This window comes from Sinimarinibacterium arenosum, assembly GCF_005047655.1.
Lineage (GTDB): Bacteria > Pseudomonadota > Gammaproteobacteria > Nevskiales > Nevskiaceae > Solimonas.
The window spans coordinates 115,407-140,972 of record NZ_SUKF01000006.1 but is presented as its reverse complement, the minus strand read 5'-3'; the positions used below and the strand labels follow the sequence as shown (position 1 = coordinate 140,972).

25 protein-coding genes are annotated in these 25,566 nt (G+C 62.7%); 11 read left to right on the top strand and 14 right to left on the bottom strand.

The features are described 5' to 3' along the window. Positions 1–36 precede the first annotated feature (36 nt). Entirely contained in the window at positions 37–1,122 is a 1,086-nt protein-coding gene (locus E4T66_RS13470) for an AI-2E family transporter (protein ID WP_136849574.1), read from the top strand. A 16-nt stretch (positions 1,123–1,138) separates the two neighbouring features. Here the strand turns inward: E4T66_RS13470 and E4T66_RS13465 are convergent, their stop codons facing one another. The 4 genes from E4T66_RS13465 to E4T66_RS13450 form a co-directional block, all read right to left on the bottom strand. Further along, positions 1,139–2,452: a TolC family outer membrane protein gene (locus E4T66_RS13465; protein ID WP_169577617.1), complete on the bottom strand. Its 1,314-nt coding sequence runs from the start codon at positions 2,450–2,452 to the stop codon at positions 1,139–1,141. 52 nt (positions 2,453–2,504) lie between these two features. Continuing rightward, positions 2,505–2,819 (bottom strand): rhodanese-like domain-containing protein, encoded by a 315-nt coding sequence (locus E4T66_RS13460; RefSeq protein WP_136849572.1) that lies wholly within the window; start codon positions 2,817–2,819, stop codon positions 2,505–2,507. A gap of 73 nt (positions 2,820–2,892) precedes the next feature. Next, complete coding sequence (locus E4T66_RS13455; RefSeq protein WP_136849571.1) at positions 2,893–3,891, bottom strand: DUF5924 family protein; 999 nt, start codon at positions 3,889–3,891, stop codon at positions 2,893–2,895. Between the two features lie 17 nt (positions 3,892–3,908). Further along, a complete protein-coding gene (locus tag E4T66_RS13450; protein WP_136849570.1) occupies positions 3,909–4,895 on the bottom strand; it encodes a helix-turn-helix transcriptional regulator in 987 nt (328 codons plus the stop codon). Positions 4,896–5,000: 105 nt separating this feature from the next. Between E4T66_RS13450 and E4T66_RS13440 the strand changes: the two genes are divergently transcribed. After that, positions 5,001–5,501 carry an Mpo1 family 2-hydroxy fatty acid dioxygenase gene (locus tag E4T66_RS13440; RefSeq protein ID WP_136849569.1) on the top strand — a complete coding sequence of 167 codons (501 nt, stop codon included), beginning with the start codon at positions 5,001–5,003 and terminating at the stop codon, positions 5,499–5,501. A 123-nt stretch (positions 5,502–5,624) separates the two neighbouring features. Here E4T66_RS13440 and E4T66_RS13435 read toward each other — a convergent pair whose 3' ends face one another. Both E4T66_RS13435 and E4T66_RS13430 read right to left on the bottom strand, forming a co-directional pair. Further along, on the bottom strand, positions 5,625–7,460 hold the full coding sequence (locus E4T66_RS13435) for a tetratricopeptide repeat protein (protein WP_136849568.1): 1,836 nt from the start codon (positions 7,458–7,460) through the stop codon (positions 5,625–5,627). Further along, a complete protein-coding gene (locus E4T66_RS13430) occupies positions 7,457–9,568 on the bottom strand; it encodes a hypothetical protein (RefSeq protein ID WP_136849567.1) in 2,112 nt (703 codons plus the stop codon). Before E4T66_RS13430 ends, E4T66_RS13435 begins: the two co-directional genes overlap by 4 nt. Before the next feature lie 468 nt (positions 9,569–10,036). Between E4T66_RS13430 and groES the strand changes: the two genes are divergently transcribed. Both groES and groL read left to right on the top strand, forming a co-directional pair. Beyond that, on the top strand, positions 10,037–10,327 hold the full coding sequence (groES, locus tag E4T66_RS13425; RefSeq protein ID WP_136849566.1) for a co-chaperone GroES: 291 nt from the start codon (positions 10,037–10,039) through the stop codon (positions 10,325–10,327). A gap of 122 nt (positions 10,328–10,449) precedes the next feature. Further along, positions 10,450–12,090, top strand: coding sequence for a chaperonin GroEL (gene groL / locus E4T66_RS13420; RefSeq protein ID WP_136849565.1), 1,641 nt, complete (start codon positions 10,450–10,452; stop codon positions 12,088–12,090). A 90-nt stretch (positions 12,091–12,180) separates the two neighbouring features. On the opposite strand, the gene E4T66_RS13415 is transcribed toward groL, so the two are convergent. Continuing rightward, positions 12,181–12,636, bottom strand: coding sequence for a PaaI family thioesterase (locus tag E4T66_RS13415; protein ID WP_136849564.1), 456 nt, complete (start codon positions 12,634–12,636; stop codon positions 12,181–12,183). Between the two features lie 43 nt (positions 12,637–12,679). Here E4T66_RS13415 and E4T66_RS13410 point away from each other — a divergent pair, with 43 nt between their 5' ends. The 4 genes from E4T66_RS13410 to E4T66_RS13395 all read left to right on the top strand — a co-directional run bounded on the left by E4T66_RS13410 (position 12,680) and on the right by E4T66_RS13395 (position 16,120). Continuing rightward, entirely contained in the window at positions 12,680–13,648 is a 969-nt protein-coding gene (locus E4T66_RS13410; protein WP_136849563.1) for a helix-turn-helix transcriptional regulator, read from the top strand. 248 nt (positions 13,649–13,896) lie between these two features. Then, positions 13,897–14,106, top strand: coding sequence for a hypothetical protein (locus tag E4T66_RS13405; RefSeq protein ID WP_136849562.1), 210 nt, complete (start codon positions 13,897–13,899; stop codon positions 14,104–14,106). Positions 14,107–14,212: 106 nt separating this feature from the next. Further along, entirely contained in the window at positions 14,213–15,220 is a 1,008-nt protein-coding gene (locus E4T66_RS13400) for a class 1 fructose-bisphosphatase (protein WP_136849561.1), read from the top strand. A gap of 9 nt (positions 15,221–15,229) precedes the next feature. Next, positions 15,230–16,120: a DUF4382 domain-containing protein gene (locus E4T66_RS13395; protein WP_136849560.1), complete on the top strand. Its 891-nt coding sequence runs from the start codon at positions 15,230–15,232 to the stop codon at positions 16,118–16,120. Positions 16,121–16,179: 59 nt separating this feature from the next. On the opposite strand, the gene E4T66_RS13390 is transcribed toward E4T66_RS13395, so the two are convergent. The 4 genes from E4T66_RS13390 to tfpB all read right to left on the bottom strand — a co-directional run bounded on the left by E4T66_RS13390 (position 16,180) and on the right by tfpB (position 20,128). Then, positions 16,180–16,374, bottom strand: coding sequence for a YgaP family membrane protein (locus E4T66_RS13390; RefSeq protein ID WP_136849559.1), 195 nt, complete (start codon positions 16,372–16,374; stop codon positions 16,180–16,182). A gap of 57 nt (positions 16,375–16,431) precedes the next feature. Continuing rightward, a complete protein-coding gene (locus E4T66_RS13385) occupies positions 16,432–17,370 on the bottom strand; it encodes a DnaJ C-terminal domain-containing protein (RefSeq protein WP_136849558.1) in 939 nt (312 codons plus the stop codon). A 446-nt stretch (positions 17,371–17,816) separates the two neighbouring features. Then, complete coding sequence (locus E4T66_RS13380; RefSeq protein ID WP_136849557.1) at positions 17,817–18,248, bottom strand: Hsp20/alpha crystallin family protein; 432 nt, start codon at positions 18,246–18,248, stop codon at positions 17,817–17,819. Between the two features lie 77 nt (positions 18,249–18,325). Next, positions 18,326–20,128, bottom strand: a complete 1,803-nt coding sequence (gene tfpB / locus E4T66_RS13375; RefSeq protein ID WP_136849556.1) for a type IV pilus assembly ATPase TfpB — start codon at positions 20,126–20,128, stop codon at positions 18,326–18,328. Between the two features lie 126 nt (positions 20,129–20,254). Between tfpB and E4T66_RS13370 the strand changes: the two genes are divergently transcribed. The 3 genes from E4T66_RS13370 to E4T66_RS13360 all read left to right on the top strand — a co-directional run bounded on the left by E4T66_RS13370 (position 20,255) and on the right by E4T66_RS13360 (position 23,359). Beyond that, complete coding sequence (locus E4T66_RS13370) at positions 20,255–21,865, top strand: GMC family oxidoreductase (protein WP_211242911.1); 1,611 nt, start codon at positions 20,255–20,257, stop codon at positions 21,863–21,865. Further along, positions 21,865–22,377, top strand: coding sequence for a protease complex subunit PrcB family protein (locus E4T66_RS13365; protein ID WP_136849554.1), 513 nt, complete (start codon positions 21,865–21,867; stop codon positions 22,375–22,377). Before E4T66_RS13370 ends, E4T66_RS13365 begins: the two co-directional genes overlap by 1 nt. A gap of 64 nt (positions 22,378–22,441) precedes the next feature. Further along, entirely contained in the window at positions 22,442–23,359 is a 918-nt protein-coding gene (locus E4T66_RS13360; protein ID WP_136849553.1) for an acyltransferase, read from the top strand. On the opposite strand, the gene E4T66_RS13355 is transcribed toward E4T66_RS13360, so the two are convergent. Genes E4T66_RS13355 through metX form a run of 3 tightly spaced genes read right to left on the bottom strand, consistent with a single transcriptional unit; the run spans position 23,347 to position 25,561 of the window. Beyond that, entirely contained in the window at positions 23,347–23,781 is a 435-nt protein-coding gene (locus E4T66_RS13355; RefSeq protein ID WP_136849552.1) for a DUF4426 domain-containing protein, read from the bottom strand. The genes E4T66_RS13360 and E4T66_RS13355 overlap by 13 nt on opposite strands. Next, a complete protein-coding gene (gene metW, locus E4T66_RS13350; RefSeq protein ID WP_136849551.1) occupies positions 23,778–24,413 on the bottom strand; it encodes a methionine biosynthesis protein MetW in 636 nt (211 codons plus the stop codon). The genes E4T66_RS13355 and metW overlap by 4 nt, the downstream gene beginning before the upstream one ends. Next, complete coding sequence (gene metX / locus E4T66_RS13345; protein ID WP_136849550.1) at positions 24,410–25,561, bottom strand: homoserine O-succinyltransferase MetX; 1,152 nt, start codon at positions 25,559–25,561, stop codon at positions 24,410–24,412. The genes metW and metX overlap by 4 nt, the downstream gene beginning before the upstream one ends. Positions 25,562–25,566: the final 5 nt, after the last annotated feature.

Here is a 25,566-nt window from a genome sequence, read left to right as displayed (position 1 = left end):
GGCGGCTCTCGAATTCGTCGTCCTGACGGGTACACCATGAATCTGATCCGCAACTGGATCGAGCGCCATTTCTCCAATCCGCAGATCGTCGGTCTGTTGTTGCTGTTCGTGAGTCTGTGGCTAGCGCTGGCGCTACTGCCAACCGTATCGCAGCCGCTGCTTGCGGCGGTGGTGATCGCGTACCTGTTGGAGGGGCCGGTTGCGGCGATGGAACGTCGCGGCGTGCGACGGAGTCTGGCCGCGAGCACGGTGTGGTTGCTGTTCTACTTCGGTGTGATGCTGGCCCTGTTCATGCTGCTGCCGCAGTTGCTGCGGCAGATCACCCAGTTCGTGCAGGAAGCGCCGCGTCTGATCGAGGAACTGCAGATCTGGCTGATCTCGCTGTCGCAGCAGTATCCGACCTTCTTCTCCGACCGCCAGATCGAGGAGCTGCTCGGCGGTGGCGGCCTGCACCTCAGCACCGTGCGGGATCAGCTGCTGGTGCGCACGCGGTTGCTGGGTGTGGGGGCGACCTATCTGGTCGTGTATCTGATACTGGTGCCGTTGATCGCGTTCTTCATGCTGAAGGACAAGCGTCAAATGCTGGCTTGGCTGCGTCGTTTTCTGCCCGCCGATATCAGCATGATCCATCAGGTCTGGACTGAAGTGGATGGTCAGCTGGCGAATTACGTTCGTGGCAAGGCCATCGAGATCGTCATTGTCGGCGTCGTGACCTATGCAACCTTCAGCCTGCTCGGACTCGGCTACGCGATCCTGCTCGGTGCACTGACGGGATTTTCCGTGCTGGTGCCGTATCTGGGCGCGACGGTGGTGACCATTCCGGTGGCGGCGGTGGCCTATGCGCAGTTCGGCGTCTCATCCGAGCTGGCGTACGTGGTGCTGGCCTACGGCGTGATCCAGGCCCTGGACGGTAACGTGCTGGTGCCGGTGATCTTTTCCGAGGCCAACAATCTGCACCCGGTGGCGATCATCATCGCAGTGCTGTTCTTCGGCGCCATCAGCGGTTTCTGGGGTGTGTTTTTTGCCATCCCGCTGGCGACCGTGGTCGCCGCCGTGCTGCGCGCTTGGCCCAGCGACGCCGCAATGAACGCGTCGTCGCCGAATGCGGAGTCCCAGCCCTAGCGAGCTGCGCTGTGCCCTACTGGGTGATCAGCAGCCGGTCGATTTCATTCAGATCGGCGACCGTCAACTTGCCGGCCGCAGCTTTCAGCTGCAGCACTGAAATCAGGTAGTCGTAGCGGGACTTCAGGTAGTTGCGCTGCGCTGCGTACAGCTGCTGTTGTGCATTGAGGACATCGACGGCCGTGCGTGCGCCGACTTCGAGGCCGGTTTCGCTGGCTTCCAAAGCGGTGGTGCTGGAGACCACCGCCTGCTTGTAGGCCTTGACCTGTGCCGCGCCGGTGACCACGCCCTGGAATGCGTCCCGTGTGCTGCGTTCGACGCTGCGCTGGGCGCCGTCGAACTCGGCCTTGCGCTGCTCGCGGGTTGCGGTGGCCTGACGTACGCCGGAGCGCACCGCGCCACCGGCCAGAATCGGCACGGTCACGCCGACGCCAACGGAATTCTGCGTCGCGTCGGTCGGGAAGGCGCCGGATTCGCTGGAGCTATCCACGTAACGCGCCGTCAGGTCGATCGTCGGCAGGTGTTTGGAACGGGCAACCTGTACGCCACGTTCGGCGATGTTGAGTCCCAGCTTGGCGGCCATCAAGTCAATGTTGCCGTCGAGGGCCTGGGACACCCATTGATCCGAGTCATTGGGCGTCGGCGTCGGCAATGGAAAATCGTCCTGCAGCGTCGCCACCGACTTTTGCGGTGCATGGGTGATTTCCGTCAGTGCTTCACGTGCCGACGACAGCTGCTGTTGTGCCTGGATTTCCTGTGCGACGGTCAGGTCGTAACGAGCCTGCGCCTCCTGCACGTCGGTGATCGCCGACAGACCCACCTCGAAGCGCTTCTTGGCCTGTTCGAGCTGGCGTTCAACCGCCGCCTTCTCGGCTTGCGCCGAGCGCAGCGTGTCATCCGCCGACAGCACCCCGAAATAGGCATTGGCCACGCGCAACACCAGGTTCTGTTCGGCGTTGCGGTAGGTGGCCTGTGCCAGGGCAACCTGTTCCGACGCTTGCTGCAGGCGGCGCCAGCTTTCCAGGCTGAACAGCGATTGGCTCAGATTGACGCTCAAGGTCTTGTCCGTGCCGTAGTTGTTCGAGGAGCCGAATCCGGCGACGGTGGACTGGGAGTCGGTATAGCCGTAATCGTAACTGCCGTTGATCTGTGGCAGCAGAGCGGCGCGCGCCTGCGGCTTGGATTCGATTGCGGCGTCCCGCTGGTACTGCGCCGCGCGGATCGTGGTGTCGTTCTCCACAGCCAGATCGAAGACGCGGGAAAGATCATTGGCGTGCGCCAGTCCGGGGAGGGCCAGCGCGGCGGTCAGCAGATATGGATGGAGGCGCATGGGATTCCTTGGCAACAGATTCATGGACACGGATTCTTGATTTATTCGGTATTCAGTAACGCGCAACGGCGGGATCGATCCGCAATGACCAGGCATCGATCCCGCCTTCGACATTGGACACGTCCTCGAATCCGGCGCGCAACAGCATCAGTGCCGCCATATGGGAACGCATCCCGTGATGACATAGGACGGCGATCGGGGCCGCAGGGTTTAATTCAGCCATGCGATCCATCAGCTGGTCCAATGGGATATGGCGCGCACCGGGCAACGCCGCGATGGCCAGCTCGTCGGCGTTGCGGACGTCCAGCAGCGTCGTAGCGCCTTCACCCATCTGGCGCTGCAAGGTGCCGACATCAATGGATTTCATAGCGGATTTCATGAGGTGGATCATGAGCGGACCGCAGTCTAGCACCGCCTCGCCAGGCATCCGTTGAGGCAGGTCAGTCGACCCGGAAGCGGACCACGCCAATCAGCTGGTCGCTTTGCGTGGCCACGCGTACTTCCCAGGCGCCGCGAGGATCGTCGCCGAACGATTGCTTGCGTGACCACGCGCGGTAGCCGGCCTCGCGGCCTCCTGCAATGTCCAGTGGAACCACGTCGACCAGCGTGCCGTTATGCAGCCAGCGGTGCTCGATGCGCTCATGCAGTCCGCGCGGCGCGTGAATGCTGCTCCAGACAAAGAGACCGTTGCTCAAGCTCGACACCGGCAGTCGCGTCAGCGCATCTCCGGGTTCCTTCTGCGCCGGATCGACATGGTCGGTGACGACGATACGGGTCACGCGCAGGGTCGACGGCGGGATCGCTGCGCGCAGTTGCCACAGCGCCCACACCAAGGTGACTGCGGCGGCGGCCGTCAGCAGTGCGCGGCGGCCGCTCGGCAGGCGCAGCAGCTGCCACCACACTGGCAGGCTCAAGGTGCCCATCATCGCCAGCGCCATCAGCAGACTTTGCGTGGTGGTCAGCTGCCACAGCATCGGCGCGGCGGTCAGAACCGTGACGAACGCCGCGACTGCATGGAAGCTCCACAACAGTGCGCGACGCGGGAGCACGTGACGGTAGTACAGCGGGTCGATGATCGAAACCAGCGCCAGCGCCGTCATCAGCACGATGAACCCTGTCTGCGATGAATTCCAGGTCACCGTTGCAATGAAGAATGGCAAGGTGAAGAACAGTGACTCCTGATGCAGGGCCTGGGTCAGGTAGCCGGCGAGCAGCGGTGACAGTCGCAGTGCTGCCTTGCGTTCGGCCAGTCGTTGCAGCGCGGGCTCGGCGAAAGCAAGCAGCCACGACAGCGGCAGCAGGAACACCAGGGCCTGTGCCACGCGCTCCTGGCGCTGGATCAGCAGGAAGCTGCCGATGCCGGCGCCAAAGCTCAGCAGCGCTACACCGTGGCGCCAGCGTGCCCACAGTGCCTGCCAGCGCGGAACCTCGACCGTCATGCGCTGCACCGGATGAATCAGTCCGGTGATTGCGGCTGCGGATGCACCAGCGAGGCCAGCTCGGTGCGGCTGTAGACGCCAAGCTTGCGGTAGACGCGATACAGGTGATTCGCCACGGTGGATGGGGCAACGCCGATCTTCTTTGCGGCCTGCTTGAACGAAAGACCCTGGGCCACACAGTTGACGATCTCACGCTCGCGTGCGGTCAGCCGGTCCAGCGGGCCGGCCGGCCAGGCTACCAGCAGAAGCAAGTCGCCCAGCGTGTCACAGCGGATCATCAGATCGCCGCACGCAGCTGTGGTGCCGGGTTCCGGAATCGCAAACGGCAGACCGTTGGCGGGACGCTGCGGGAAGTGTTCCTCCAGCAGGTCGAGAAAACGCACGGTCGCCTCGTGGAAGGCGCCGGTATGGTCGATCACCGCTGCAGCGGCGCCTGCGGGATACTCGGCGCGCGCCTTGGCCAGATGCAGAAAGAATGCGTGCGAGCCGGCCTGAATCAGATGAAAGGTGGCGCGTTGCTGGCGTTCACATTCCAGCGGGGTGAACGGGCGGTTGCGATCCTTGCGATACAGGGTCAGCAGGGAATACATCCCGGTGCGCGGGTCCAGGTGCCCGGTCGAGAGGATGCGGCTGATGCCATAGGGCGCAAACGCTTTGCGATACAGCTCCGAGCCAAAGAACGCTTCGTCCGGCATGACGCTGGTCATGTCCACCGGCGTGTCCAGGCGCTTCAGGATTTCCGGAACGATCGGATTGATCTTGGAAGTGGCTTCCAGCGTTTGCGGAAATTCGGGCGGCAGCCCGGTTACCGTCACCGTGTGAAATTTCAGCTTTGCCGCGCTGCCGCTGCCCCACAGCGCGCCGTCGTGCGGAATCAGCGCTTGCAGCTGCTGCAAGGCCCAGCCGCGATAGTCTTCTGCAGTCACCGATAGCGCAAAGCGGTACAGGCGCGCGATGACAGGATCGAGGGGGTCGAGTGTTTCGGCTGCTTTTGATGTTGGCATCGTGATGGTTTTAAGCGCTTTTTACTATGGGCTCAAGCGCGATCGAGTGTGCATACTGCCAGACGTACGAACCGGTTCCATAAGAATTCGTCGCGCTGGAGGATCATGAAAACGCTCAGGGATTGGCTCAACGAGTATTCGGAAAGCCATCGCAACCCCACCAACAAGCTGTTGCACTGGATCTGCATTCCGCCAATCGTATTCTCGATTGCATGCGCGCTGAAGCTGATTCCGGTGGGGACTGACGTGATCAATGTCACCACGGTCGTCGGGCTCCTGGTGCTGGCTTATTACTTCCGTCTGTCGTGGCAGCTGGGCATTGGCATGGTGCTGATTTTCGGCGTGGCCTACGCCGGGGTTCTGGTCCTGGAGTCCGCGCTTGGAGCGCAGATGATCTTCTGGGCCGGGGGGCTGTTTGTGCTGGCCTGGATTGGGCAGTTCGTTGGTCACTATGTGGAGGGCGCGCGTCCGTCGTTCTTCAAGGATTTGCAGTTTTTGCTGGTCGGACCGTTGTGGCTGTTATCGGATGTCTATCGCCGCATGGCGATTCCGATGGGAGCCGGTGCGGTCGCTGTACGTCAGTCCGGGGGGGCTACGTCGGCATAAGAAGCCAGTGTTGGGGGTAGGGGGTAGGGGGATGGCGGTCCGAGGTCTGGGCCGCTTTTTTTTGTGCCCGGCCGGCCCCAGGACTTCGTGTTGCTGAGCTCATTGTGGGGTGCTGCGCATGCTTCATCGCTCAACAGTGCTCGCTGCTGGGCAGACCGTTGCGACGTAAGGGTCATGGGTTTTCAGTTTCTCGATCACCGCACGAAAGCGTGGTTCGCAACGGATCGGGTCCATCATCGGCAGCATGACCGCCCAGTCCATGACGTTTCCAGGGACGCTGGCGAGGCGTTCGGTGTAGCTCAGCGCCAGCTCCGGTTCGCCGAGCATCATCAGAATCGCGGCGATGACGTGGTCTTCCATCAGATTGGCACTGTCTGCCGACAGATTGCTGCTGGGCGGAAGCGCCGCCATGCGCTCCGCCACGGTGCGCCGATCGGCGCGTCCGGCCAGTGCCTCGACCAGTTCATGCGCACCGCCTGTTCCGGCGGGTTTGAACGTGGCGGCAAGCTGCGCCAGCGTCGCGTCTGCCGCCCCATACTCGCCGAGCAGCAGGTTTCCGAGCGCCACATACTGCAGGCAGCTCGGGTGGTCCGGAATGATGTCCAGCAGCGCCTGGCAACGGGCCCTCGCATCAGCGATGCGTCCTGCGGCCAGCAGGCTATAGGCATGGTTTTCCGCAATCACGCCGGAGCGGGGATCGAGCACCGATGCGCGTTCCAGTTCCGCAAGACCTTCGGCCAGATTGCCCGCGGACGCCAGCGCATTGCCCAGCCAATGATGGGCCGCGGCGGACGAAGGGCGCAGCATCACCGCGCGCCGCAGCAGCGCGATGCTGTTTTCACGTTGCAGGCGCACCGTGGAGGTATTGCCCAGTGCCGCGAAAGGCTCCGGCAGGCTGGGGTCCAGCGCCAGGGCGCGCAATGCGGCTTCGTCCGAATGCTGCAGGCCTTGATCCCAGGAAATTCTGGAGCTGTACGCCGGCAGGATGGTGTAAGCGAGGGCCAAACCGGCGTAGGCCTGCGCAAATACCGGATCAGCGGCGACCGCCTGCTTGAACAGATCGACTGCGGCCCAGAGATTGTCTTCGCCCCGGGTGTGCCACAAGGCCATGCCGCGCAGGAACATATCGTATGCGGCGATGTCTTTGGGAGCGCTGGCATGTGGCTCGGCAGTTGTGGCATTGCCGATGGTGACTTTGAGCGCGGCGCCGATGGCCCGGGCGATCTCGTCCTGGATCGCAAAGATGTCCTCCAGCTTGCGGTCGAAGGTTTGCGACCACAGGTGAAAGCCGGTTTTCGCGTCGATCAGCTGCGCAGTGATGCGGACACTGGTGCTCTGTTTGCGGACGCTGCCTTCCAGCACCATGCGCACATTCAGCGCGCGGGCGATGTCGGGCACTTCCATCGCCTTGCCCTTGAACGAGAAGGATGAGGTTCGCGCCGCGACCTGCAGTTCCGGCGTGCCTGCCAGCACGTTGAGGATTTCCTCACTGATGCCGTCGGAGAAATATTCGTTGTCGACGTCGCCTGACATGTTCACGAAGGGCAGCACGGCGATGGAGTGCGCATCGGTAGTCGATGTGGCCTCGGCCTCCGGCGACGCATCCTGGTGCGGCGTCAGCGCGAATTTGTCGATACAGAAATAGACCAGGGCCAGCGTCAGTGCGGCGATGATCGCCCGATCCATCCGGCGCGCGGTCTGCGGCGCTATGGACTGCGAAGGTGCAACGTCGCTGTCCAGCTTGAAGCCTTCGGGCGTCAACTCGAACAGCCACGAAAAGACCAGAGCCGGAATCAGGCCCAGCGCGAGGACCAGGACCAGGGTCCGCAGGACCCAGTCGGGGGTCTGGAAGATAGGCAGCAGGGTTTCTGCGACCTGCATGATCAGCCACGCGCCGACCAGATACAGGCCCGCCATGCGGATGACGTTGCGGCGGCGCAGTTCGCTGAAGAAGCTCACGGTGCGCGCTCTGTCGTTGTCTGGGCCTGCGAGATCAGTGCTTTGAAGGCGGGGTCATTGCGGACCAGATCCCAGGTCGGATCGAACTGCAACTGCGCGACACCGAGGAAGGCGGCGGGCGTGTTCAGCAAATGGGCGAGCAGCGGCACGCAATCTGCAGCGTTGCCATTCATTGCATAGATCTGCGCCAGATAATATTGCCAGGTCACGGATTCGAGCCGGTCTTCCGACTCGGGCAACATCGCGGCCGCGCGACGGCCTTCCGTAGCGGCGGACTCTGCCTCGCCCAGGCCGGCGAGCGACAAGCCCAAGGCCGCACGCCAGGCGATTTCCACGTAGCGGCTGTTGGTGGTCCTGGCCAGCGCATCGGTCGCAGCAGCGCGGACCTCGACGAAGCTTGCTTGGGCGGCCTCGGCATGGCCGGCGCGCTGCTCAATGACGCCGAGTTGCAGTCGCCAGTCGATAGCGGCCGGAATATAGCCGCTGAAGGACATGTCGGACTGAGTGCCCTGGTCGCTGGCGATAGCGTCGCGCAGCAAACGCGATGCGCCCGAGTAGTCGCGGTGATAGAACGCCTGGATGCCTCTGAGCGCCGAATAAATAGGCAAGTCTTCGGAGGTTTGTGACAGCACGCGGTCGATCTGCGACAGATCGCCCAGTTTCCACAGGCACAACAGCTTGACCGAAAATGCCGACGGATTGTCCGGCTGCAAGGCGATGCTGGCATCGAACTCGGTGATCGCTCCTCTGCAGTCGCCAATGCCCCCCAATGTCACGCCAAGGTGATAAGGCATGTCCGGGTCGTTCGGCGCAATGGCGTGGGCTTGCTTGAAATCCGCGACGGCGGCCTCCCACAGCCCCAGGCGGCGGGCCAGAAAGCCCGAATAGGCCCAGACCTCAACATCTCCGGGCAACGCGGACTTGACGGTATTGATCACGGCGTAGGCCCCGGCAAAGTCGCGTTTGTCGTAGTACAGGTCGATCGCGCGCGTCATTTCGACCTGCGGCGCATTGGGGGCCAGTGTGGTCGCCGTGGCCATGGCCTGCTGTGCTTCCTGCTTCAGAGCGCCGGTGGGATCCACGCCGGTCCATCCGGCGAGAAGGGCGATACGTGCCAACTCGGCCCAGGCGAGTGCGAATCCGGGATCGAGCTGGACCGCTTCCCGGTACGCCGCCAGAGTCTCGTCGAGGTGCGATCGTGAGCCCGCGACCTGGGCCGCAAGCACCCGGGCCTTCAGGTAGGCGGCATAGGCCTGCGGATTCTCGGTGGGTTTTTGCTCCAGTGCGATCAGTTCTCCCTGCGTCAGCGTGGCCGCCAGCGACTGGGCGATTTTCTGAGCCACCTCACTTTCAACGGCGAAGATGTCATCAAGCGTGCGGTCGTAGGTGTCGGCCCATAGGTGGGAATCGCTGGCGGCATCGATCAGCTGCACATTGATCCGAACCCGGTTGCCGGCGCGTTGCACGCTGCCTTCGAGAATGTGGGCCACGCCCAGCTCCCGCGCGATCTGGGACAGATTGTCCGGGCGGCTTGCATAGCGCTGGGTGGAGGTGCGGGAGATCACCTTGAGTGCGCCAATCTTGGCCAGTCCGGTCAGGATCTGGTCCTGCACGCCGTCGGCGAAATAGCCGTTGGCCTTGTCTTCGCTGAGGTTCTCGAACGGCAGGACGGCGATGGACTTGTCCCTGGGCGCGGCAGTTGCGGCTGCCGCTGCTTGGGGGGCAAAGGCCTGCTCATCCGAGGGCATCGACGACAGGGAGGGGCTGAGAACGAACTTGTCGACGCTGAAGTACAGGACCGCCAATGCCAGCAGCGCCAATGTGACTCGTTCCATCCGCCGTGCGGTCTGCGGGCCGATCGATTGCGCCGGATCAACGTCGGCGTCGCGCTTGATCCCCTGCGGCGTCAATTCGAAGACCCAGGCGAACACCAGCGCTGGCACGAAACCGATCGCCATGACCAGGATTACCGCGCGCAGGACCCACTCGGGCACCGCAAATGCCGGCAGTACCGTGTCCGCGACCTGCACCAGCAGCCAGGCCCCCACCAGATACAGCCCGGCCATGCGGATGACGTTACGACGCCGTAGTTCGGCCAGTAAATTCATTGGGCGGGGTGGGCGCTGCGCAGTGAGGCTGCTTTGCGGATTGGCGTGGCGTACCACCCTGCCGGACCCATTACGGGGATGTCCGGTAGCACGACGATCGCTGCGCCGAGGGAGATTTCGGTTGCTTATTCAAGGACTCAGCCGCGTTCGTCGGAAAGCCGGCATCATCGCATGAGTTTCATTCGAAAGGAGCGACAACGGGCGAAGTCAATCGGAATCGGTTGCCACGTCTGTCGTCGTTGGACGTCATTTACAGTGCGTGACAGCCGTCTGGCGCGGCGAGCAGGCCGGTTTCGGGCACCGGATTCGGTGTTTGTCGCTGAATATTCACGCAAACCCCTTGAATCGCGAAACGTCGTCCCCAACAATTAGCAGCCTCTGGTGGAGAGTGCTAACAGTTGCCACGAAGACGACTGGCGCACTCCCAATGGATGAATCTAACTTGTTGACCTATCGGGAGATTTACATATGAAGCTGCGTCCTTTGCACGATCGCGTGATCGTCAAGCGTCTGGAGGAAGAGAAGAAATCAGCCGGTGGCATCATCATTCCGGACGCCGCTGCCGAAAAGCCGGTGCGGGGTGAGGTGATTGCAGTCGGTCAGGGCAAGAAGACCGACGAAGGCAAGTTGATCGCACTGGACGTCAAGAAGGGTGATGTCGTGCTGTTCGGCAAGTACTCGGGTTCTGAAGTGCGGGTTGACGGCGAAGATCTGCTGGTGATGCGTGAAGACGACATCATGGCGGTGTTCACCAAGTAAACCGTGCCCGGGCCGGCGCACCTCGCAGCCGCGAGGATCCCGTTCCGACCCTCCGATGCACGCAAATTTCTGGGTTCCCGCAGTCGCGGGAATGACCAATAAAGATTAACGAGGAATTCAAGATGGCAGCCAAAGAAGTGTTGTTTGGTGATGACGCGCGTACCCGCATGGTGGCCGGCGTCAACATTCTGGCCAATGCAGTCAAGGTCACGCTGGGTCCGAAGGGCCGCAACGTCGTGCTCGACAAGTCGTTCGGCGCTCCGACGGTGACCAAGGACGGTGTGTCCGTCGCCAAGGAAATCGAGCTGAAGGACAAGTTCGAGAACATGGGTGCGCAGCTGGTCAAGGAAGTCGCTTCCAAGACCTCCGACGAAGCCGGTGACGGCACCACGACCGCCACCGTTCTGGCGCAGTCGATCGTCAACGAAGGCCTGAAGTCGGTCGCCGCCGGCCATGACCCGATGGAAATCAAGCGCGGCATCGACAAGGCTGTCGAAGCCGTCGTCGCCGAGATCAAGAAGGTCTCCAAGCCGTGCAAGGACCGCAAGGCGATTGCCCAGGTCGGCACCGTGTCCGCCAACAGCGACGAGTCGATCGGTGAGCGCATTGCCGAGGCGATGGACAAGGTTGGCAAGGAAGGCGTGATCACCGTCGAAGACGGCTCCGGTCTGGCCGACGAGCTGGACGTGGTCGAAGGTATGCAGTTCGACCGCGGCTACCTCAGCCCGTACTTCATCAACAACGCGCAGAGCCAGCAGGTCGAACTCGACAACCCGCTGATCCTGATCACCGAGAAGAAGATCTCGAACATCCGCGAGATGTTGCCGATCCTCGAAGGCGTGGCCAAGCAGGGCAAGCCGCTGCTGATCATTGCCGAAGACGTCGAAGGCGAAGCGCTGGCGACCCTGGTCGTCAACAACCTGCGTGGTATCCTGAAGGTCGCTGCCGTCAAGGCGCCGGGCTTCGGTGACCGCCGCAAGGAAATGCTCAAGGACATCGCGATCCTGACCGGTGGCCAGGTGATCTCCGAAGAGCTCGGCCTGTCGCTCGAAAAGGTTGCCGTGACCGATCTGGGTACCGCCAAGAAGGTGCAGATCGACAAGGAAAACACCACGATCATCGACGGCGCCGGCAAGAAGGACAAGATCCAGTCGCGCGTCAAGGAAATCCGTGCGCAGATCGACGCTTCGACCAGCGACTACGACCGCGAGAAGCTGCAGGAACGTCTGGCCAAGCTGTCGGGCGGCGTTGCCGTGATCAAGGTGGGCGCTGCCACCGAAATCGCCATGAAGGAAAAGAAGGCCCGCGTCGAAGACGCCCTGCACGCAACCCGTGCAGCCGTCGAAGAGGGCATCGTGGCGGGTGGCGGTACCGCGCTGATCCGTGCGCAGAAGGTGCTGGAAAACTTCCAGGCTGCGACGGCTGAGCAGCAGGTTGGCGTCAACATCCTCAAGCGTGCGATCGAAGAGCCGCTGCGCCAGATCGTCAAGAACGCCGGCGAAGAGCCGTCCGTGATCGTCAACAAGGTCAAGGAGTCGAAGGGTTCGATCGGCTACAACGCCGGCACCGGCCAGTTCGTCGACATGATCGAAGCGGGCATCATCGATCCGGCCAAGGTCACGCGTATGGCGCTGCAGAATGCAGCCTCAGTCGCCGGCCTGCTGCTGACCACCGAAGCCATGGTGGCCGAGCTGCCGAAGAAGGACGAGCCGGGCATGCCGGGCGGCATGGGCGGCATGGGCGGCATGGACGGCATGATGTAAGAAGCTGTCTCACACCGTTTCAAGTGTGATCGCCAGGGCCCCGGAAACGGGGCCCTGGTTTTTTATGCCTGGAAAGGAGTGCGGGCGGCCTCAGTCGAGGAACTTGGCCACGCCCAGCTGCAGTCCTTTGCCGGGCAGTGCCATCAGCGTCGAGGTGCCGTGCGCGACCAGCTCGCGCTTCTCGTTGTAGACACTGGTTTCGGCATAGCTGATCTGACGTCCGGGACGCAGGCAGCGGCCCTCGGCCAGCAGCGAGCCACCCGCCACCGCTTTCAGGTAGTTCAGCTTCAGGTCGACGTTCACCAGGCCGGAATCCTCCGGCAGCCGCATGAAGCCGGCCCAGAATGTTGCCGTGTCGATCAAGGTTGCGATTACGCCGCCATGGACGATGCCCAGTGGCTGGAAATGCTTGCGCGCGATTTCCAGTGAGACCGTGCAATGATCCTCGGCGATCGAACGCAGCTTGAAGTCGATGTGCGAAGGGAAGTCGCCGGTGTTGACCACATCGATCAGCTTCGTCACGTATTCGGGGTTGAGTGTTGGCATGGAGTTCTGTCGAAAAGTGCAAGGTGCGTTAGCCTAAGGCCATATGAAATCGTTTGAACACGTCTATCGGCTGCATCGCCTGCTCAAGGCCTCGCGCTATCCGGTGCCGTTCGAACGCGTGCAGGAGGAGCTGGAATGCTCCCGCGCCACCACCAACCGCGTGCTCGCCTACCTGCGCGACATTCTCAATGCCCCGCTGGAAACCTCGCGCGAACCGCGCGGCTATCGCTATACCGACGAAGCCTACGAGCTGCCCGGCTTCTGGTTCAGTGCCGAGGAGCTGCAGAGCCTGCTGACCCTGCAACAGCTGTTGGCCACGTTTCAGCCCGGCCTGCTCGATGATGCGCTGGCGCCCTTGCGGGATCGCCTCAACGAGATCCTGACCTCGCAGGGTCTGTCGGTCGACAATGCCCAGCGCCTGCGGCTGCTGCGTGCCGCCGCGCGTCCGCCGGGCAAGCACTTCGCCACGGTCGCGGCGGCAGTGCTGCAGCGCAAGCGCCTGCAGATCGAGTACCTGTCGCGTGCCAGCGTGCAGAGCAGCACGCGCGAGGTGTCACCGCAGCGGCTCACCCACTACCGCGACAACTGGTATCTGGACGCCTGGTGCCACCGCTCAAACGGCCTGCGCACCTTTGCGCTGGATTGCGTGCAGAGTGCCGAGACGCTGGAGGCCGCGGCACAGGATGTCGATGCCGACCAGCTCAATGATGAACTCGGCGGCTCCTACGGCATCTTCTCCGGAGCGCCTAGTGCGACCGCCGTGCTGCGCTTCACGCCCCAGCGCGCACGCTGGGTTGCGGTCGAGCAATGGCATCCGCACCAGCAGGGCATCTGGCTGCAGAACGGCAGCTACGAACTCTCCGTGCCGTATCACCGCGACGATGAACTGATTCTCGACATCCTGCGCTACGGCCCCGACGTTGAAGTCATGGCGCCCGTCACGTTGCGTATCGCTGTCGCGCGCCGGCTCGAGCAGGCGAGTGCCTTGTACCGGAACATCCCGACAGACTGATTCCGCGAAGTCCGGGAATTTCCGTTCCCATCGAGCAGCGCCGTCAGACTCCCCACCCAAAAAATCCGTTCGCATCGAGTAGCGCCGCCAGGCGCGGATCGAGATGCCGCGGGATACGCCCGTCCCGCAATGTCCCGCTGGCGGCGGAGCAAGTCGGGAGCAGGGATCAAAAAGCTGCGCGCAAGGCTCAGCTTATGAGCCTGTCCCTGTGCACACTGAGCCCATCCAGTTTCCGCCAGGAGCACCGCATGTACGACACCCTGCCGTTCGCCGTCCAGCTCACCGCCGACCGCAAGTATCTGAATGTCAGAATTCCGGTTGAGAGCCTGCCGCCGTCCCTGCGGCGCCAGCCCACAGCCATGAATGTGCGTCTGCTGCCCGAGAGTGAGGAAATCCGACGCCGCCCATGGCAGACCTGGGTGCCGGATTTTCTGCTGGGCTTGGCGGCCAAACGCTGAGGCCTCCGCGTTGATCCATCCCTGCCGGAAGGGGATGGGTTCGCTGTCACCCTTGCAATCCCGGCTGCAGTCGCGACAATTCGCGCACTGGTGAGAGGATTGACGGATGAAACAGGTTTCCTTGGCGCGCTTCCTGATCGAGGCGCAGCGGGCGGGGCAGATCAATGCGGATCTGCGGTTGTTGATCGAGATTGTGGCGCGGGCCTGCAAGGCGATTTCGCATGCGGTCAGCAAGGGTGAGCTGGGTGGGGTTCTGGGCGATGCCGGGACCGGCAACATCCAGGGCGAGGCGCAGAAGAAGCTGGATGTGCTGTCCAACGAAATCCTGATCGAGGCCAATGAATGGGGCGGCCATCTGGCCGGCTGCGCGTCAGAGGAAGAAGAGCATCCGGTGCCGATTCCCAATGCCTTCCCCAAGGGCAACTATCTGCTGCTGTTCGATCCGCTGGATGGATCGAGCAATATTGATGTCAACATCAGCGTCGGCACGATCTTCTCGGTGCTGCGCTGTCCCGAGGGTGTGACCGAGCCAACCGCCGAGCATTATCTGCAGCCGGGTACGGCGCAGCTGGCGGCGGGGTATACGGTGTACGGTCCGAGCACGATGCTGGTGCTGACGGTCGGTCACGGCACCCACGCGTTCACACTGGATCGCGAACTGGGTTCGTTCATCCTGACCGAACGGGATATGCGGATTCCGGAGGACACCAAGGAGTTCGCGATCAACATGTCGAACATGCGGCACTGGTATCCGCCGATGCGCAGCTATATCGAGGAGCTGCTGGCGGGCAAGACCGGACCGCGTGGCAAGGATTTCAACATGCGCTGGGTGGCGTCGATGGTTGCTGACGTTCATCGCATTCTGTCGCGCGGAGGCATCTTCATTTATCCGCGCGACACCAAGGATGCAAGCAAGCCGGGCAAGCTCCGGCTGATGTACGAGGCCAATCCGATGAGTTTCATCGTCGAGCAGGCGGGTGGGGCTTCGACCAATGGGTTGCAGCGGATCATGGAAATCCAGCCGGAAGAATTGCACCAGCGCGTCCCGGTGTTCCTCGGCTCGAAGAACGAAGTCGAGGTGGCGACCCGCTACCACCGTGAAGCGCAGCGCTAGGCGCAGGCAATGCATGTGACTGCACAGGGCTCCGGGTTGAGGCGTGGAATTGCGCTGTTGGCGATCGCGCTGGGTCTGAGCGGCTGCGACGGCACGGTCGCGGTTGATTTGACGGTGTCCGGTGCAGACGTCTTCGACGTCGCGAGTCTGCCGGTCGACGGCATCGAGTTTCGTAATGTCAGCGGCGGTACTGCGCAGTTGCGGTTCAGCAACTCTCGCAAATTGGATCTGCTCGATGCCCGCGATGGGCAGTCGGTCGCGCTGGTATCGGACGATCGCTTGCCGCAGAACACGTATGACGGTGTGCGCTTGATCCTCAGCAGTAGCGAAGTGGCCAACAACGCGCGCTTCCAGCGCATCAACGGTGAATCGGCGCCGGTGACGCTGGGGACCACGAGTTTTGCGCCGATCGATTTGAAGGTGAGTCAGGACGAAAATTACAGCGTGTTGCTGACGCTGGAGCTGCCGTTTTCGGTATCGCTGGTGCGTGCGGCGGGCGACCAGTTGTTTCGGCCTGCGCTGCGTGCGGCGGAGTCCGATCAGGGAGCTTCGGTTTCGGGCTCAGTTGACGCCAGTCTGGCTGAAGCCAGCGGGTGTTCGGATGATGACGGAGGGCGTGCGGTTTACGCGTTTCCGGAGCAGACCGACGTGTTCGATGACTACAACACCGCCAGCGGCTCGGCGTTCCAGCCGGTGGCGGCTGCTGCAGTCAAGCACAGCGGCTCTGGATACCGGTATGAGCTGCGCGGGCTGGACGGCGGCAAATATGTTTTGGCGCTGACCTGTCAGGCCAATCTGGATAACCCGCTGACGCCGGACGCCTTGAGTTTTGTCGAGCCGACAACGGTGACGCTCAAAGACGGCGAAGACGCCACGCTGGATTTGCCGGAAAACAACTGACCCAGCGCCGCGGCCCGGCGAGAGCTCGCGGCGTTGGGCAAACAGCGCTCAGTGTGGTGTCAGTTCTTCTGTTCGAGCTTGCAGGTGCTGAAGCCAAACAGAGCGTATGGCGGGCAGAAGCGGAACATGCCAGTCATCATCGGCACGATGCCGATCCAAGCCCAGATCGGGCCTCCAGCCAGCGCCCAGATAATCAGTGCCGCGCCCACGCTGACGCGGAGGATGCGATCAATACCGCCTACATTTGCCTTCATTGCGTGATCTCCTGATCTTGGTCGGGCCGGAGCGCAGTATCCGTGCTGCCGCCCCGATCAGGATTGACGTGGATCAAATGCGAAACGTTCGCGCATTTCAGCGTAGAACTTGCGGTCTTCGTCGTTTGCCGGCGGCGGCGTGACGACCTGCAAGGTCACGTACTGGTCGCCAGCGGTATGACCGGGCAGGCCGCGGCCCTTGAGTCGCATCTTGCGACCGCTCTGGCTGCCTTCAGGCAGAGTCAGTTCAACCGAACCCCCCAGAGTCTGCACCGGGACGCGACCGCCCAGCGCGGCCTCCCATGGCGCCACCTTGAGTGTGAAGTAGATGTCGCGACCTTCGACTTCGAAGCGCGGATGCGGTGCGAACTCGACTTCCAGCAGCAGGGCGCCACCGTTCTGGCCTTGCTCGGCCAGTCGGATCGACTTGCCCGCAGTGATGCCCTTGGGAATGCGAACGCTCAGCGTGCGTCCGCCGACGTTGATCTGCTTCTGTGCGCCGTTGAAGGAGTCTTCCAGCGAGATGGCCAGGCGCGCGCGGGTATCCGCGGGCGGCTCATCCATCGTCATGTCGTGGAAGTTGCCGAAATGGGCGCCGCCCATGCGCGCGCCGCCGCCTGGCATGCCACCGCCCATGCCGCCCATGCCGGCGGCGCCGCCAAACAGCTGCGAGAAGAAATCCGAAAATCCGCCACCGCCAAAATCGCTGGCGCCACGGCTGCGGCCCTGACTGAAGCCGGTGTTCCAACCCGGGGGGGGCTGGAAGTTCTGGCCGCTTTTCCAGTTTGCACCCAGGGCGTCGTAGGCCTTGCGCTTCTCGGGATCGCTCAGGACCTCGTTGGCCTCGTTGATCTCCTTGAATTTCGCTTCAGCATCCTTGGCTGCGTTCTTGTCAGGATGGAACTGACGCGCGAGCTTTCGATACGCGCGTTTGATCTCGGCCGCGTCTGCCGAGCGCGGCACACCAAGTACCTTGTAATAGTCTTTGTATTCCAAAGCGACTTACCGTAACCGATTGATTTAAAAAATAACTGCCAGACAAGCTGACCGACAGAGCCGTTCTGTCGCCAGGCTCGGATACTCACGTATCGTCGCGATTGCACTAGCGACCATCATAAATGGGGGCATCGACTGCCGTCGCAAGATGGGGCTGACAGGTCTGAATCCGGCGACAATCGTCGTGCGGTGTCGCTTGCTCGCTACAGCTGCCGCAGACCTTCCTTGCACCCGTCACAGACAGCCCAAGTCCGCTAAGTATGAAGCGTCCGGAAGCCTGACGCCCATGCGGTTGATCCCTGGGGCAAGGGCCCGGAAGCGGTCGGGCTCAAAATCAGTCCAGGCGTGTGCCGGACCGGTGATCCGGTTGGAGCTTTGCGGCAGATTCGCTCACGCGGGGATGTAACAAAACGGGGCGCCAGTTGGCGCCCCGTTTCCGGTAACCATCAGTGATTGACGGTGATCTTGCGGGCCTGCGCCTGTGCACGTTTGGGGATGATGACCTCCAGAACTCCGTGCTTGCCGCTGGCAGTGACTGAATCGCCGTCGACGGTATCCGGCAGGACGAAGCGGCGCAGGAACTTGCCGCTGGCGCGCTCGCTGCGGCGACGTTCGATTCCCGAATTCTCAACCGCCTGCTCACGGCTGCCGCTGAGGGTCAGCACGCCGCGCTCCAGCGTGATCTCGATGCTGGACGGTTCGACGCCGGGAACGTCGGCGAACAGCACGAAACGGTCGGCGTATTCCTCGATGTCGACAGCGGGAATCCAGTCCGCGGTGGCGCCGCTGGAGGCCTCGGCACTGCGCTCGAACAGGCGGCCGACTTCATCCAGCAGATCGCGGCGAAAGCCCCAGGGATCATGGCGAACAATATTCATAACAGCCTCCAGAATCGGTTCAATGTCTCGACACCGTATCTAGGGCCGGAGGTCACCGATTCAAGAGGCATACGAGTTCAGGTGGCGCTGCGCAGCAGCGCCGGCGGCGCAACCTTGAGCACTTCGTCCGGCGTCGTCAGGCCCTGTGCGATCTTCTGCGCGCCGGACAGGCGCAGCGGCAGCATGCCGTCGCGGATCGCGGTTTCACGCAAGCGGGCCGGGTCGGCGGAGTCAGTGATCAAGGTCCTGAATGCTGGGGTCATTGTCAGCATCTCGTAGATGCCGGTGCGTCCCAGGAAACCGGTCTCGCGGCATTCCAGGCAGCCGATGGCGCGGAACATGCGACTCGGTTGTTTCACGCTCCAGCCGCCCGTCAACAGCTTCCACTCCGCGGGGTCGATCGCAACGGCTTCCTTGCAATGCGGACACAGGGTGCGCACCAGACGCTGTGCGACCACGCCGAGCAGTGTCGATTTGATCAGATATGAGGCAACCCCCAGATCGAGCAACCGTGTGATCGCAGACGGCGCGTCGTTCGTGTGCAACGTGGCGAGCACCAGGTGTCCGGTCAGTGCTGCCTGCACGGCAACCTCCGCCGTTTCCAGATCGCGGATCTCGCCGACCATGATGATGTCCGGGTCCTGGCGCATCAGTGCGCGTACGCCGGCAGCAAACGTCAGGTCGATGCCGGGCTGCACCTGGATCTGGTTGAACGCCGGTTCGACCAGCTCAATCGGGTCTTCGATCGTGCAGACGTTGACTCGCGAGGTGGCCAGCTGCTTGAGCGTGGAGTACAACGTTGTGGTCTTGCCGGAGCCGGTTGGTCCGGTGACCAGAATGATGCCGTTGGGTTGCTTGATCAGCTCGCGCCAGCGCGCCGCATCGTGCTCTGAAAAGCCAAGCGCGGCGAAATCCTTGACCAGTACATCCGGATCGAAAATGCGTAGCACCAGCTTTTCACCGAACGCGGTTGGCAGACTGGCAATACGCAATTCGATTTCCTTGCCGCCGGGTGTGCGCGTCTTGATGCGGCCATCCTGCGGCCGGCGTTTCTCGGCGACATCCATGCGCGCGAGAATCTTGATGCGGCTGGAGACCGCGGCATAAATGCCCGCCGGCACTTGGTAGACATCGTGCAGCACGCCATCGATGCGAAAGCGGATCTGCGCAAACTCGCGGCGTGGTTCCAGGTGAATGTCGCTGGCACGCTGCTCGAAGGCGTACTGCAGCAGCCAGTCAACGATCGCGACGATGTGTTGGTCGTCGGCGGTCAGCTTGCCGGAGTGCCCCAGCTGGGTCAGTTGTTCGAGGTTCTGCACGCCGCCGGAACCGGCCTTGTCGCTTTGAGTCTCGGCGGATTTGACCGAGCGAGCCAGGGCATAGAACTCGACCAGATAACGATCGATGTCCTCGGGATTGGCGATAACGCGCCGGATCGGCTGCGAGATCAGTCGTGCCAGATCAGCTTCCCAATCGCGTTTGAAAGGGTCAGCGACAGCAATCACGACTTCATTGGGGCGCACCGCAATCGGCAGAATGCGCGCGCGCGCTGCGTAGGGGTACGGCATGATCGAGGTCACCTGGGTGACGTTCATGTGCAGGGGATCGATGCGCACGTAGGGCAGGCCGCATCGCGCCGCGAACCACTGCGTCAGCGCCTCGATGCTGAGCGTGCGTCCGGCGTTGCGGGCATCTTCGGGCTGCAGCGCCGCGATCGCACTGACGGGATGCTGGTTGGCGATGTTGCGCAGGCCGGACTGTATGCGTTGGCCGGTGGAAGCGCTGATCAGGCCGTCGGCGATCAATGCAGACAGCAGGGTCGCCGCATCCAGCTGCGTTATCGGTATCGTTGGGGCGGCGTGCATTGGGGACTTGTCCATGTTGCTACGTTAGCATTGGCCGAAGCGTGTCTGAATCGGTATGCGCCAGGCGGCGTCGATTCGCGCGGAGTCGGTCAACGGGCACTATCAAGAATGCCGGCAGGGGTCGGTCACGGGAGTTGGGATTTGGAGTTCGATTACGTCGTGGTGGGCGGGGGTTCAGCCGGCTGTGTGCTGGCCAATCGCCTGTCTGCGTCTGGCCGTTATCGCGTGTGTCTGTTGGAGGCCGGCCCGCCGGACCGCAGTCCGATGATCCGCATGCCTTCTGGGCTGGTGGCATTGCTGCGATCGTCGCTCTACAACTGGCAATACTGGACCACGCAGCAGCCACAGATGGGCAATCGCTCGCTGTACTGGCCGCGTGGACGCACGCTGGGCGGCAGTTCGGCAATCAACGCGATGTGTGTCGTGCGCGGCAACGCCTGGGACTACGATCATTGGGCCGCGTTGGGAAATCCGGGCTGGAGCTACCGTGAGGTGCTGCCGTACTTCAAGGCGCTGGAGAACTACGAGGCCGGAGCGGCCGATGCGTTCCATGCGCAGGGCGGACCGCTGAACGTTGCGCAGTTGCGTCATCACAATCCGCTGTCGGATGTCTTCCTGCGTGCAGCACAGGAAGCAGGACACGCACGCAACGACGATTTCAATGGCGCGCAGCAGGACGGTTTCGGTTACTACCACGTCGCACAGATCGATGGTGAACGCTGCAGCAACGCGCGTGCCTATCTGCGCGATGCCGCAGGTCGCGACAATCTGCGGATCCTGACCGAAACGCGAGCGACCCGCGTGCTGTTCGACGGGAAACGCGCGGTGGGTGTGCGCTACTTCGCCAACGGCGTCTATCGTGAGGTGCTGGCACGGCGCGAAGTTCTGTTGTCTGCCGGTGCGGTCAACTCGCCGCAACTGCTGCTGTTGTCCGGAGTCGGACCGGAGGCCGAACTGCGGCGCCACGGCATCCACCCGGTCAAGGTGTTGGCCGGGGTTGGCAGCAACCTGCAGGATCATCTGGATGCACTGGTCAGCGTGCGCTCGCGGCGGCGGCTGCCGTTATCGCTGCATCCCTTGTCGCTACCACGATCGCTGTGGGCCTTGCTCCGTTATCTGTTCGGTCGTCGCGGTGAGCTCACCAGCAATATCGCCGAGTCCGGTGGCTTCATCCGCTCGCAGCCGCAATTGCCGGCGCCGGATCTGCAGATGCACTTTGTTCCGCTGGCCAACGCGCATCATGGGCTCGATCTGCGGCCGCTGCTGAAAACTTATGCTTTCTCGATCCTGAGTTGTGATCTGCGTCCGTACTCGCGTGGCGAGATCCGACTGGCCAGCCCCGATCCGATGGCGCCGCCGGAAATCGATCCGCGCCATTTCGAAGATCCGCGCGATCTGGATCAGCTGCTCGTTGCGATCCGCAAGGCGCGAGAAATTCTGGCGCAGGCGGCATTTGCCGAACATCATGCGGGCGAGCTGGAGCCCGGGGCGCATTTGCAGACCGATGACGAATTGCGGCAGTGGCTGCGCGAGCATACCGAGACGCTTTACCATCCTGTCGGGACCTGCAAGATGGGGCCGGTCGCGGACGCGCAGGCGGTTGTTGATGCGCGACTGTGCGTGCACGGCATGCAAGGTCTGCGCGTGATCGATGCGTCTATCATGCCGACTCTGGTCGGTGGCAATACCAATGTGCCGACGACGATGATCGCCGAGAAAGGCGCTTCGATGGTGCTGGAGGATGCCGACTGATGAACGACAAGGAAACCGGATTGACGATGAAACGAATGGCGATCAGTGCTCTCGCGGTGTTGCTGAGCGGGTGCGGAGCCAGTCAGTGGTTTGCCCGGGGAGAAAGCGTCAGCGTTGACGAGGTGGGCCGGGCGCAGCTGTGCTCGGACGAATCCGATGATGCGGCGTTGCAGGTGTTTGCTTCCGGCAACGCGGTGGCGCAGTGGCAGCAGCGCACCGGCATCGATCTGCATCCGAGCGCGCTGCAGCCGGGGCGCTATGCCCTGATCCAGATGGGGCAGCGCCACACGGGTGGCTACGGCATCGCGGTCAGCGGCGATGCGACCCGCGTCGACAGTGTCCTGAAGCTGTATGCCACCTTCTTTGCGCCGGCCCAGGGGGCGATGACGACGCAGATGATCACCAGCCCCTGCGTGCTGGTGCAGCTGCCGCCCGGAGGCTACGACACCGTCGAAGTCTACGATCAGACCGGAGCGGTGCGCGCCGCGGCCAGTGTCAGTACGTCGCCGTAACGCGCGAGGCCCGTCACCGCTTGGGAACGTCGATACTCCGCGTGCAGATTCCTAGGGGATAAACATGCTGCAATTTCTTCCAGCGCCGTTGATCGGCGTCATCATGCTGTCGCTGTTGATCTGCAACACCGTGTTCTGGTCGATACCGGTCTATGTCTGCATCTTCGTGAAGCTGCTGCTGCCGCGCGGCCCGGTGCGGGACTGGGTCTCTCGCATTGCCGCCTGGCTCGCACAGACCTGGGCGGTGTTCAATTCCATGCTGGTGGATGTCCTGCTTGCGGTGAAGTGGGACATCCGCATTGATGCCGAGCTCGATCCCAAAGGTCAGTATCTGGTCTGCGCCAACCATCAGAGCTGGAATGACATTGTGGTGGTGATGCGTGCGTTCGGCCGTCGCGCACCGTTCTTCAAGTTCTTCATCAAGCAGGAACTGATCTGGGTGCCGATTCTGGGCCCGGTGTGGTGGGGGCTGGACTTCCCGTTCATGAAGCGCCACACCAAGGAACAGATCGCGCGCAATCCTGCGCTCAAGGGCAAGGATCTGGAAACCACGCGCAAGGCCTGCGAAAACTTTCGCAATCAGCCGGCAATGATCCTGAATTTTCTCGAAGGCACGCGCTTTACCCAGGCCAAGCACGCCCGGCAGCAGTCACCCTACAAGCACCTGCTCAAGCCCAAGTCCGGCGGCTTTGCATTCACGATGGGTGCCATGGGCGAGAAGCTGAACTCCCTGCTGGATGTCACCATCGTCTATCCCGGTGGCGCCCAGGGATTCTGGGCTCTGCTGAGCGGGCGCGTGCGGCACGTCATCGTCGAAGTGCGCAAGCTGACGATTCCCCACGCGCTCTATGTCGGGGATTACGAGAACGATCGCGAGTTCCGCGCGCAGTTCCAGACCTGGATCGCGCAGCTCTGGGCCGAAAAGGATCAGCGCATCGAATCGATTCTGGCTGAAGCCGGTTCGGCGACTCAGTCGCGGTAGAACTGCTGCTTGAAGCGGACAGGGATGGTTGCGTTGCTGCCTTGCGGCAACACGTCCGCTTCGATCGTCATGAACTCGCCGTCGAGCGTCGTAAATGTCGCAACGACGTAGTGCACTTCGGCCTCATGGATCGGGCGCAGAGCCAGTGTTTGCTGGTGGCCGAGCAGGGTTGTTGCTGTGCCGCTCGCGGTCGCGGGGATCGGGACATAGCGGTCGTCGATTTTCTGCTGGGCATTGAGCACCAGCAGGATCTCGTTGCGGGTGCGATCGATGCCGAACTGCCGCGCGACCTGCGGCGTCAGCTCGGTGGTGTTGATCGCTGCGTAGTGCACGCGGTAGTCACCCTGATCGACGAACTGTTCGGCATGCACGCCGAAGGCGCAGATCAGCAGCAGCCACGCCCAGCGTGAGATGCGGTTCATCGGGATTCTCCAGCGGCTTGCGGGGCCTGCAGCATGTACAGCGCCACTTCACTGAACAGATTGGGTGCCAGACGAATGCGCAGTCCTTCCTGGTGCGAGCGATCGAGCAGGCGTCTTGCCAGTACACGCCAGCCGCGCTGACTGCACAGCGCTTCGAAGTCGTTGACGGTACACAGGTGGATGTTCGGGGTGTCGTACCACATGTCCGGCAACGCCGGGGTCACCGGCATCTTGCCGGCGGCCAGCGCACTGCGCACGCGCCAGTGTCCGAAGTTCGGGAACGTCACGATGCCGACCTTGCCGACGCGCAGGATTTCGGCAATCGCTTCGTCCGGACGTTGCAGCGCCTGCAGCGCCTGCGTCATCACCACGTAGTCGAACGAGCCGGATTCGAAATCGCGCAGACCGTCATCGATGTCGGCCTGGATCACGTTGACGCCGACATCGATGCAGCGGGCGACTTCATCGTCGTCGATCTCCAGGCCGTAGCCTGTGACCTGCTGGTGTGCGGCGAGGTGTGCGAGCAGGGTGCCTTCACCGCAGGCGAGGTCGAGGATGTGCGAGCCGGGACGTATCCAGTCGCAAATCAGCGCCAGATCGGGCCGCAATGCGGGTGGGGTGGACGGATTCATGCGCCGACCTCGGTGGCAACACGATCCAGGTAGGCGTGCAGCACGCGGTGGTACTGCGGGATCGGCATCAGAAAGTCGTCGTGCCCCAGCTGCGAGTCGATCAGCGCATAGGACGTGCTGCGACGGGCCTTGACCAGTGCGCTGACGATTTCCTTCGAGCGCGCCGGCGAGAAGCGCCAGTCGCTGGAAAACGCGATGACCAGAAAGTGCGCCTGCGCGCGCGCGAATGCGGCGACCAGATCGTCGCCGAACTCGCGTGCCGGATCGAAATAGTCCAGCGCCTTGGTCATCAGCAGGTAGGTATTGGCGTCGAAGCGATCGACGAACGACTGACCCTGGTAGCGCAGGTAGCTCTCGACTTCGAACTCGACGTCAAAGTTGAAGCTGAACTGGTTGGCGCGCTGCAGTCGACCAAACTTGGCGCGCATCGCGTCGTCGGACAGATAGGTGATGTGCCCGAGCATGCGTGCCAGTTTCAGACCATGGGTCGGAATGACGCCATAGTCGTAGAAGTGCCCGCCGTGGAATTCCGGATCGGACAGGATTGCCTGGCGCGCAATTTCGTTGAAGGCGATGTTCTGCGCCGACAGCTTCGGGGCCGAGGCGATCACCAGCGCGTGACGCACTCGCTGCGGCTGATCGATGGCCCACTGCATCACCTGCATGCCGCCAAGGCTGCCGCCGGCGACGGCCGCCCACTGCTCGATGCCCAGTGCATCGGCGAGCATCGCTTGCGAGCGCACCCAGTCACGAACGGTCAGCAGCGGAAATTCCGGCCCGTAGGGTTTGCCGGTGTCGGGATTGAGCGTGCTGGGTCCGGTTGAACCCTTGCAGCCGCCGAGATTGTTCAGCGCGACGACGAAGAAGCGGTTGGTGTCGAACGGCTTGCCGGGGCCCACGCAGTTGTCCCACCAGCCAGGCTTGCGGTCGTCCAGCGAGTGAAAGCCTGCAACGTGATGGTCACCCGACAGCGCGTGACAGATCAGCACGGCGTTGCTGCGGTCGGCATTGAGGGTGCCGTAGGTCTCGATCATCAGATCGTGGCGCGGCAGACTGCGCCCGCAGTCCAGGGTCAGCGCACGTTCGATGCTGACACGCTGGGGGGTGACCAGCCCGACCGAATCGGCAGGCACGTCGGCCGTCCTCATCTCGC

What these genes read in the sequence shown, in the direction of transcription:
- E4T66_RS13365 (WP_136849554.1), top strand. Translation starts at nt 21,865, where the DNA reads ATGAACGACAAGGAAACCGGATTGACGATGAAACGAATGGCGATCAGT.
- E4T66_RS13415 (WP_136849564.1), bottom strand. Translation starts at nt 12,636, where the DNA reads ATGCCAACACTCAACCCCGAATACGTGACGAAGCTGATCGATGTGGTC.
- tfpB (WP_136849556.1), bottom strand. Translation starts at nt 20,128, where the DNA reads ATGGACAAGTCCCCAATGCACGCCGCCCCAACGATACCGATAACGCAG.
- E4T66_RS13390 (WP_136849559.1), bottom strand. Translation starts at nt 16,374, where the DNA reads ATGAAGGCAAATGTAGGCGGTATTGATCGCATCCTCCGCGTCAGCGTG.
- E4T66_RS13440 (WP_136849569.1), top strand. Translation starts at nt 5,001, where the DNA reads ATGAAAACGCTCAGGGATTGGCTCAACGAGTATTCGGAAAGCCATCGC.
- metW (WP_136849551.1), bottom strand. Translation starts at nt 24,413, where the DNA reads ATGAATCCGTCCACCCCACCCGCATTGCGGCCCGATCTGGCGCTGATT.
- E4T66_RS13380 (WP_136849557.1), bottom strand. Translation starts at nt 18,248, where the DNA reads ATGAATATTGTTCGCCATGATCCCTGGGGCTTTCGCCGCGATCTGCTG.
- E4T66_RS13450 (WP_136849570.1), bottom strand. Translation starts at nt 4,895, where the DNA reads ATGCCAACATCAAAAGCAGCCGAAACACTCGACCCCCTCGATCCTGTC.
- E4T66_RS13360 (WP_136849553.1), top strand. Translation starts at nt 22,442, where the DNA reads ATGCTGCAATTTCTTCCAGCGCCGTTGATCGGCGTCATCATGCTGTCG.
- E4T66_RS13400 (WP_136849561.1), top strand. Translation starts at nt 14,213, where the DNA reads ATGAAACAGGTTTCCTTGGCGCGCTTCCTGATCGAGGCGCAGCGGGCG.
- E4T66_RS13355 (WP_136849552.1), bottom strand. Translation starts at nt 23,781, where the DNA reads ATGAACCGCATCTCACGCTGGGCGTGGCTGCTGCTGATCTGCGCCTTC.
- E4T66_RS13430 (WP_136849567.1), bottom strand. Translation starts at nt 9,568, where the DNA reads ATGAATTTACTGGCCGAACTACGGCGTCGTAACGTCATCCGCATGGCC.
- E4T66_RS13410 (WP_136849563.1), top strand. Translation starts at nt 12,680, where the DNA reads ATGAAATCGTTTGAACACGTCTATCGGCTGCATCGCCTGCTCAAGGCC.
- groES (WP_136849566.1), top strand. Translation starts at nt 10,037, where the DNA reads ATGAAGCTGCGTCCTTTGCACGATCGCGTGATCGTCAAGCGTCTGGAG.
- groL (WP_136849565.1), top strand. Translation starts at nt 10,450, where the DNA reads ATGGCAGCCAAAGAAGTGTTGTTTGGTGATGACGCGCGTACCCGCATG.
- E4T66_RS13460 (WP_136849572.1), bottom strand. Translation starts at nt 2,819, where the DNA reads ATGAAATCCATTGATGTCGGCACCTTGCAGCGCCAGATGGGTGAAGGC.
- metX (WP_136849550.1), bottom strand. Translation starts at nt 25,561, where the DNA reads ATGAGGACGGCCGACGTGCCTGCCGATTCGGTCGGGCTGGTCACCCCC.
- E4T66_RS13470 (WP_136849574.1), top strand. Translation starts at nt 37, where the DNA reads ATGAATCTGATCCGCAACTGGATCGAGCGCCATTTCTCCAATCCGCAG.
- E4T66_RS13395 (WP_136849560.1), top strand. Translation starts at nt 15,230, where the DNA reads ATGCATGTGACTGCACAGGGCTCCGGGTTGAGGCGTGGAATTGCGCTG.
- E4T66_RS13405 (WP_136849562.1), top strand. Translation starts at nt 13,897, where the DNA reads ATGTACGACACCCTGCCGTTCGCCGTCCAGCTCACCGCCGACCGCAAG.
- E4T66_RS13455 (WP_136849571.1), bottom strand. Translation starts at nt 3,891, where the DNA reads ATGACGGTCGAGGTTCCGCGCTGGCAGGCACTGTGGGCACGCTGGCGC.
- E4T66_RS13465 (WP_169577617.1), bottom strand. Translation starts at nt 2,452, where the DNA reads ATGCGCCTCCATCCATATCTGCTGACCGCCGCGCTGGCCCTCCCCGGA.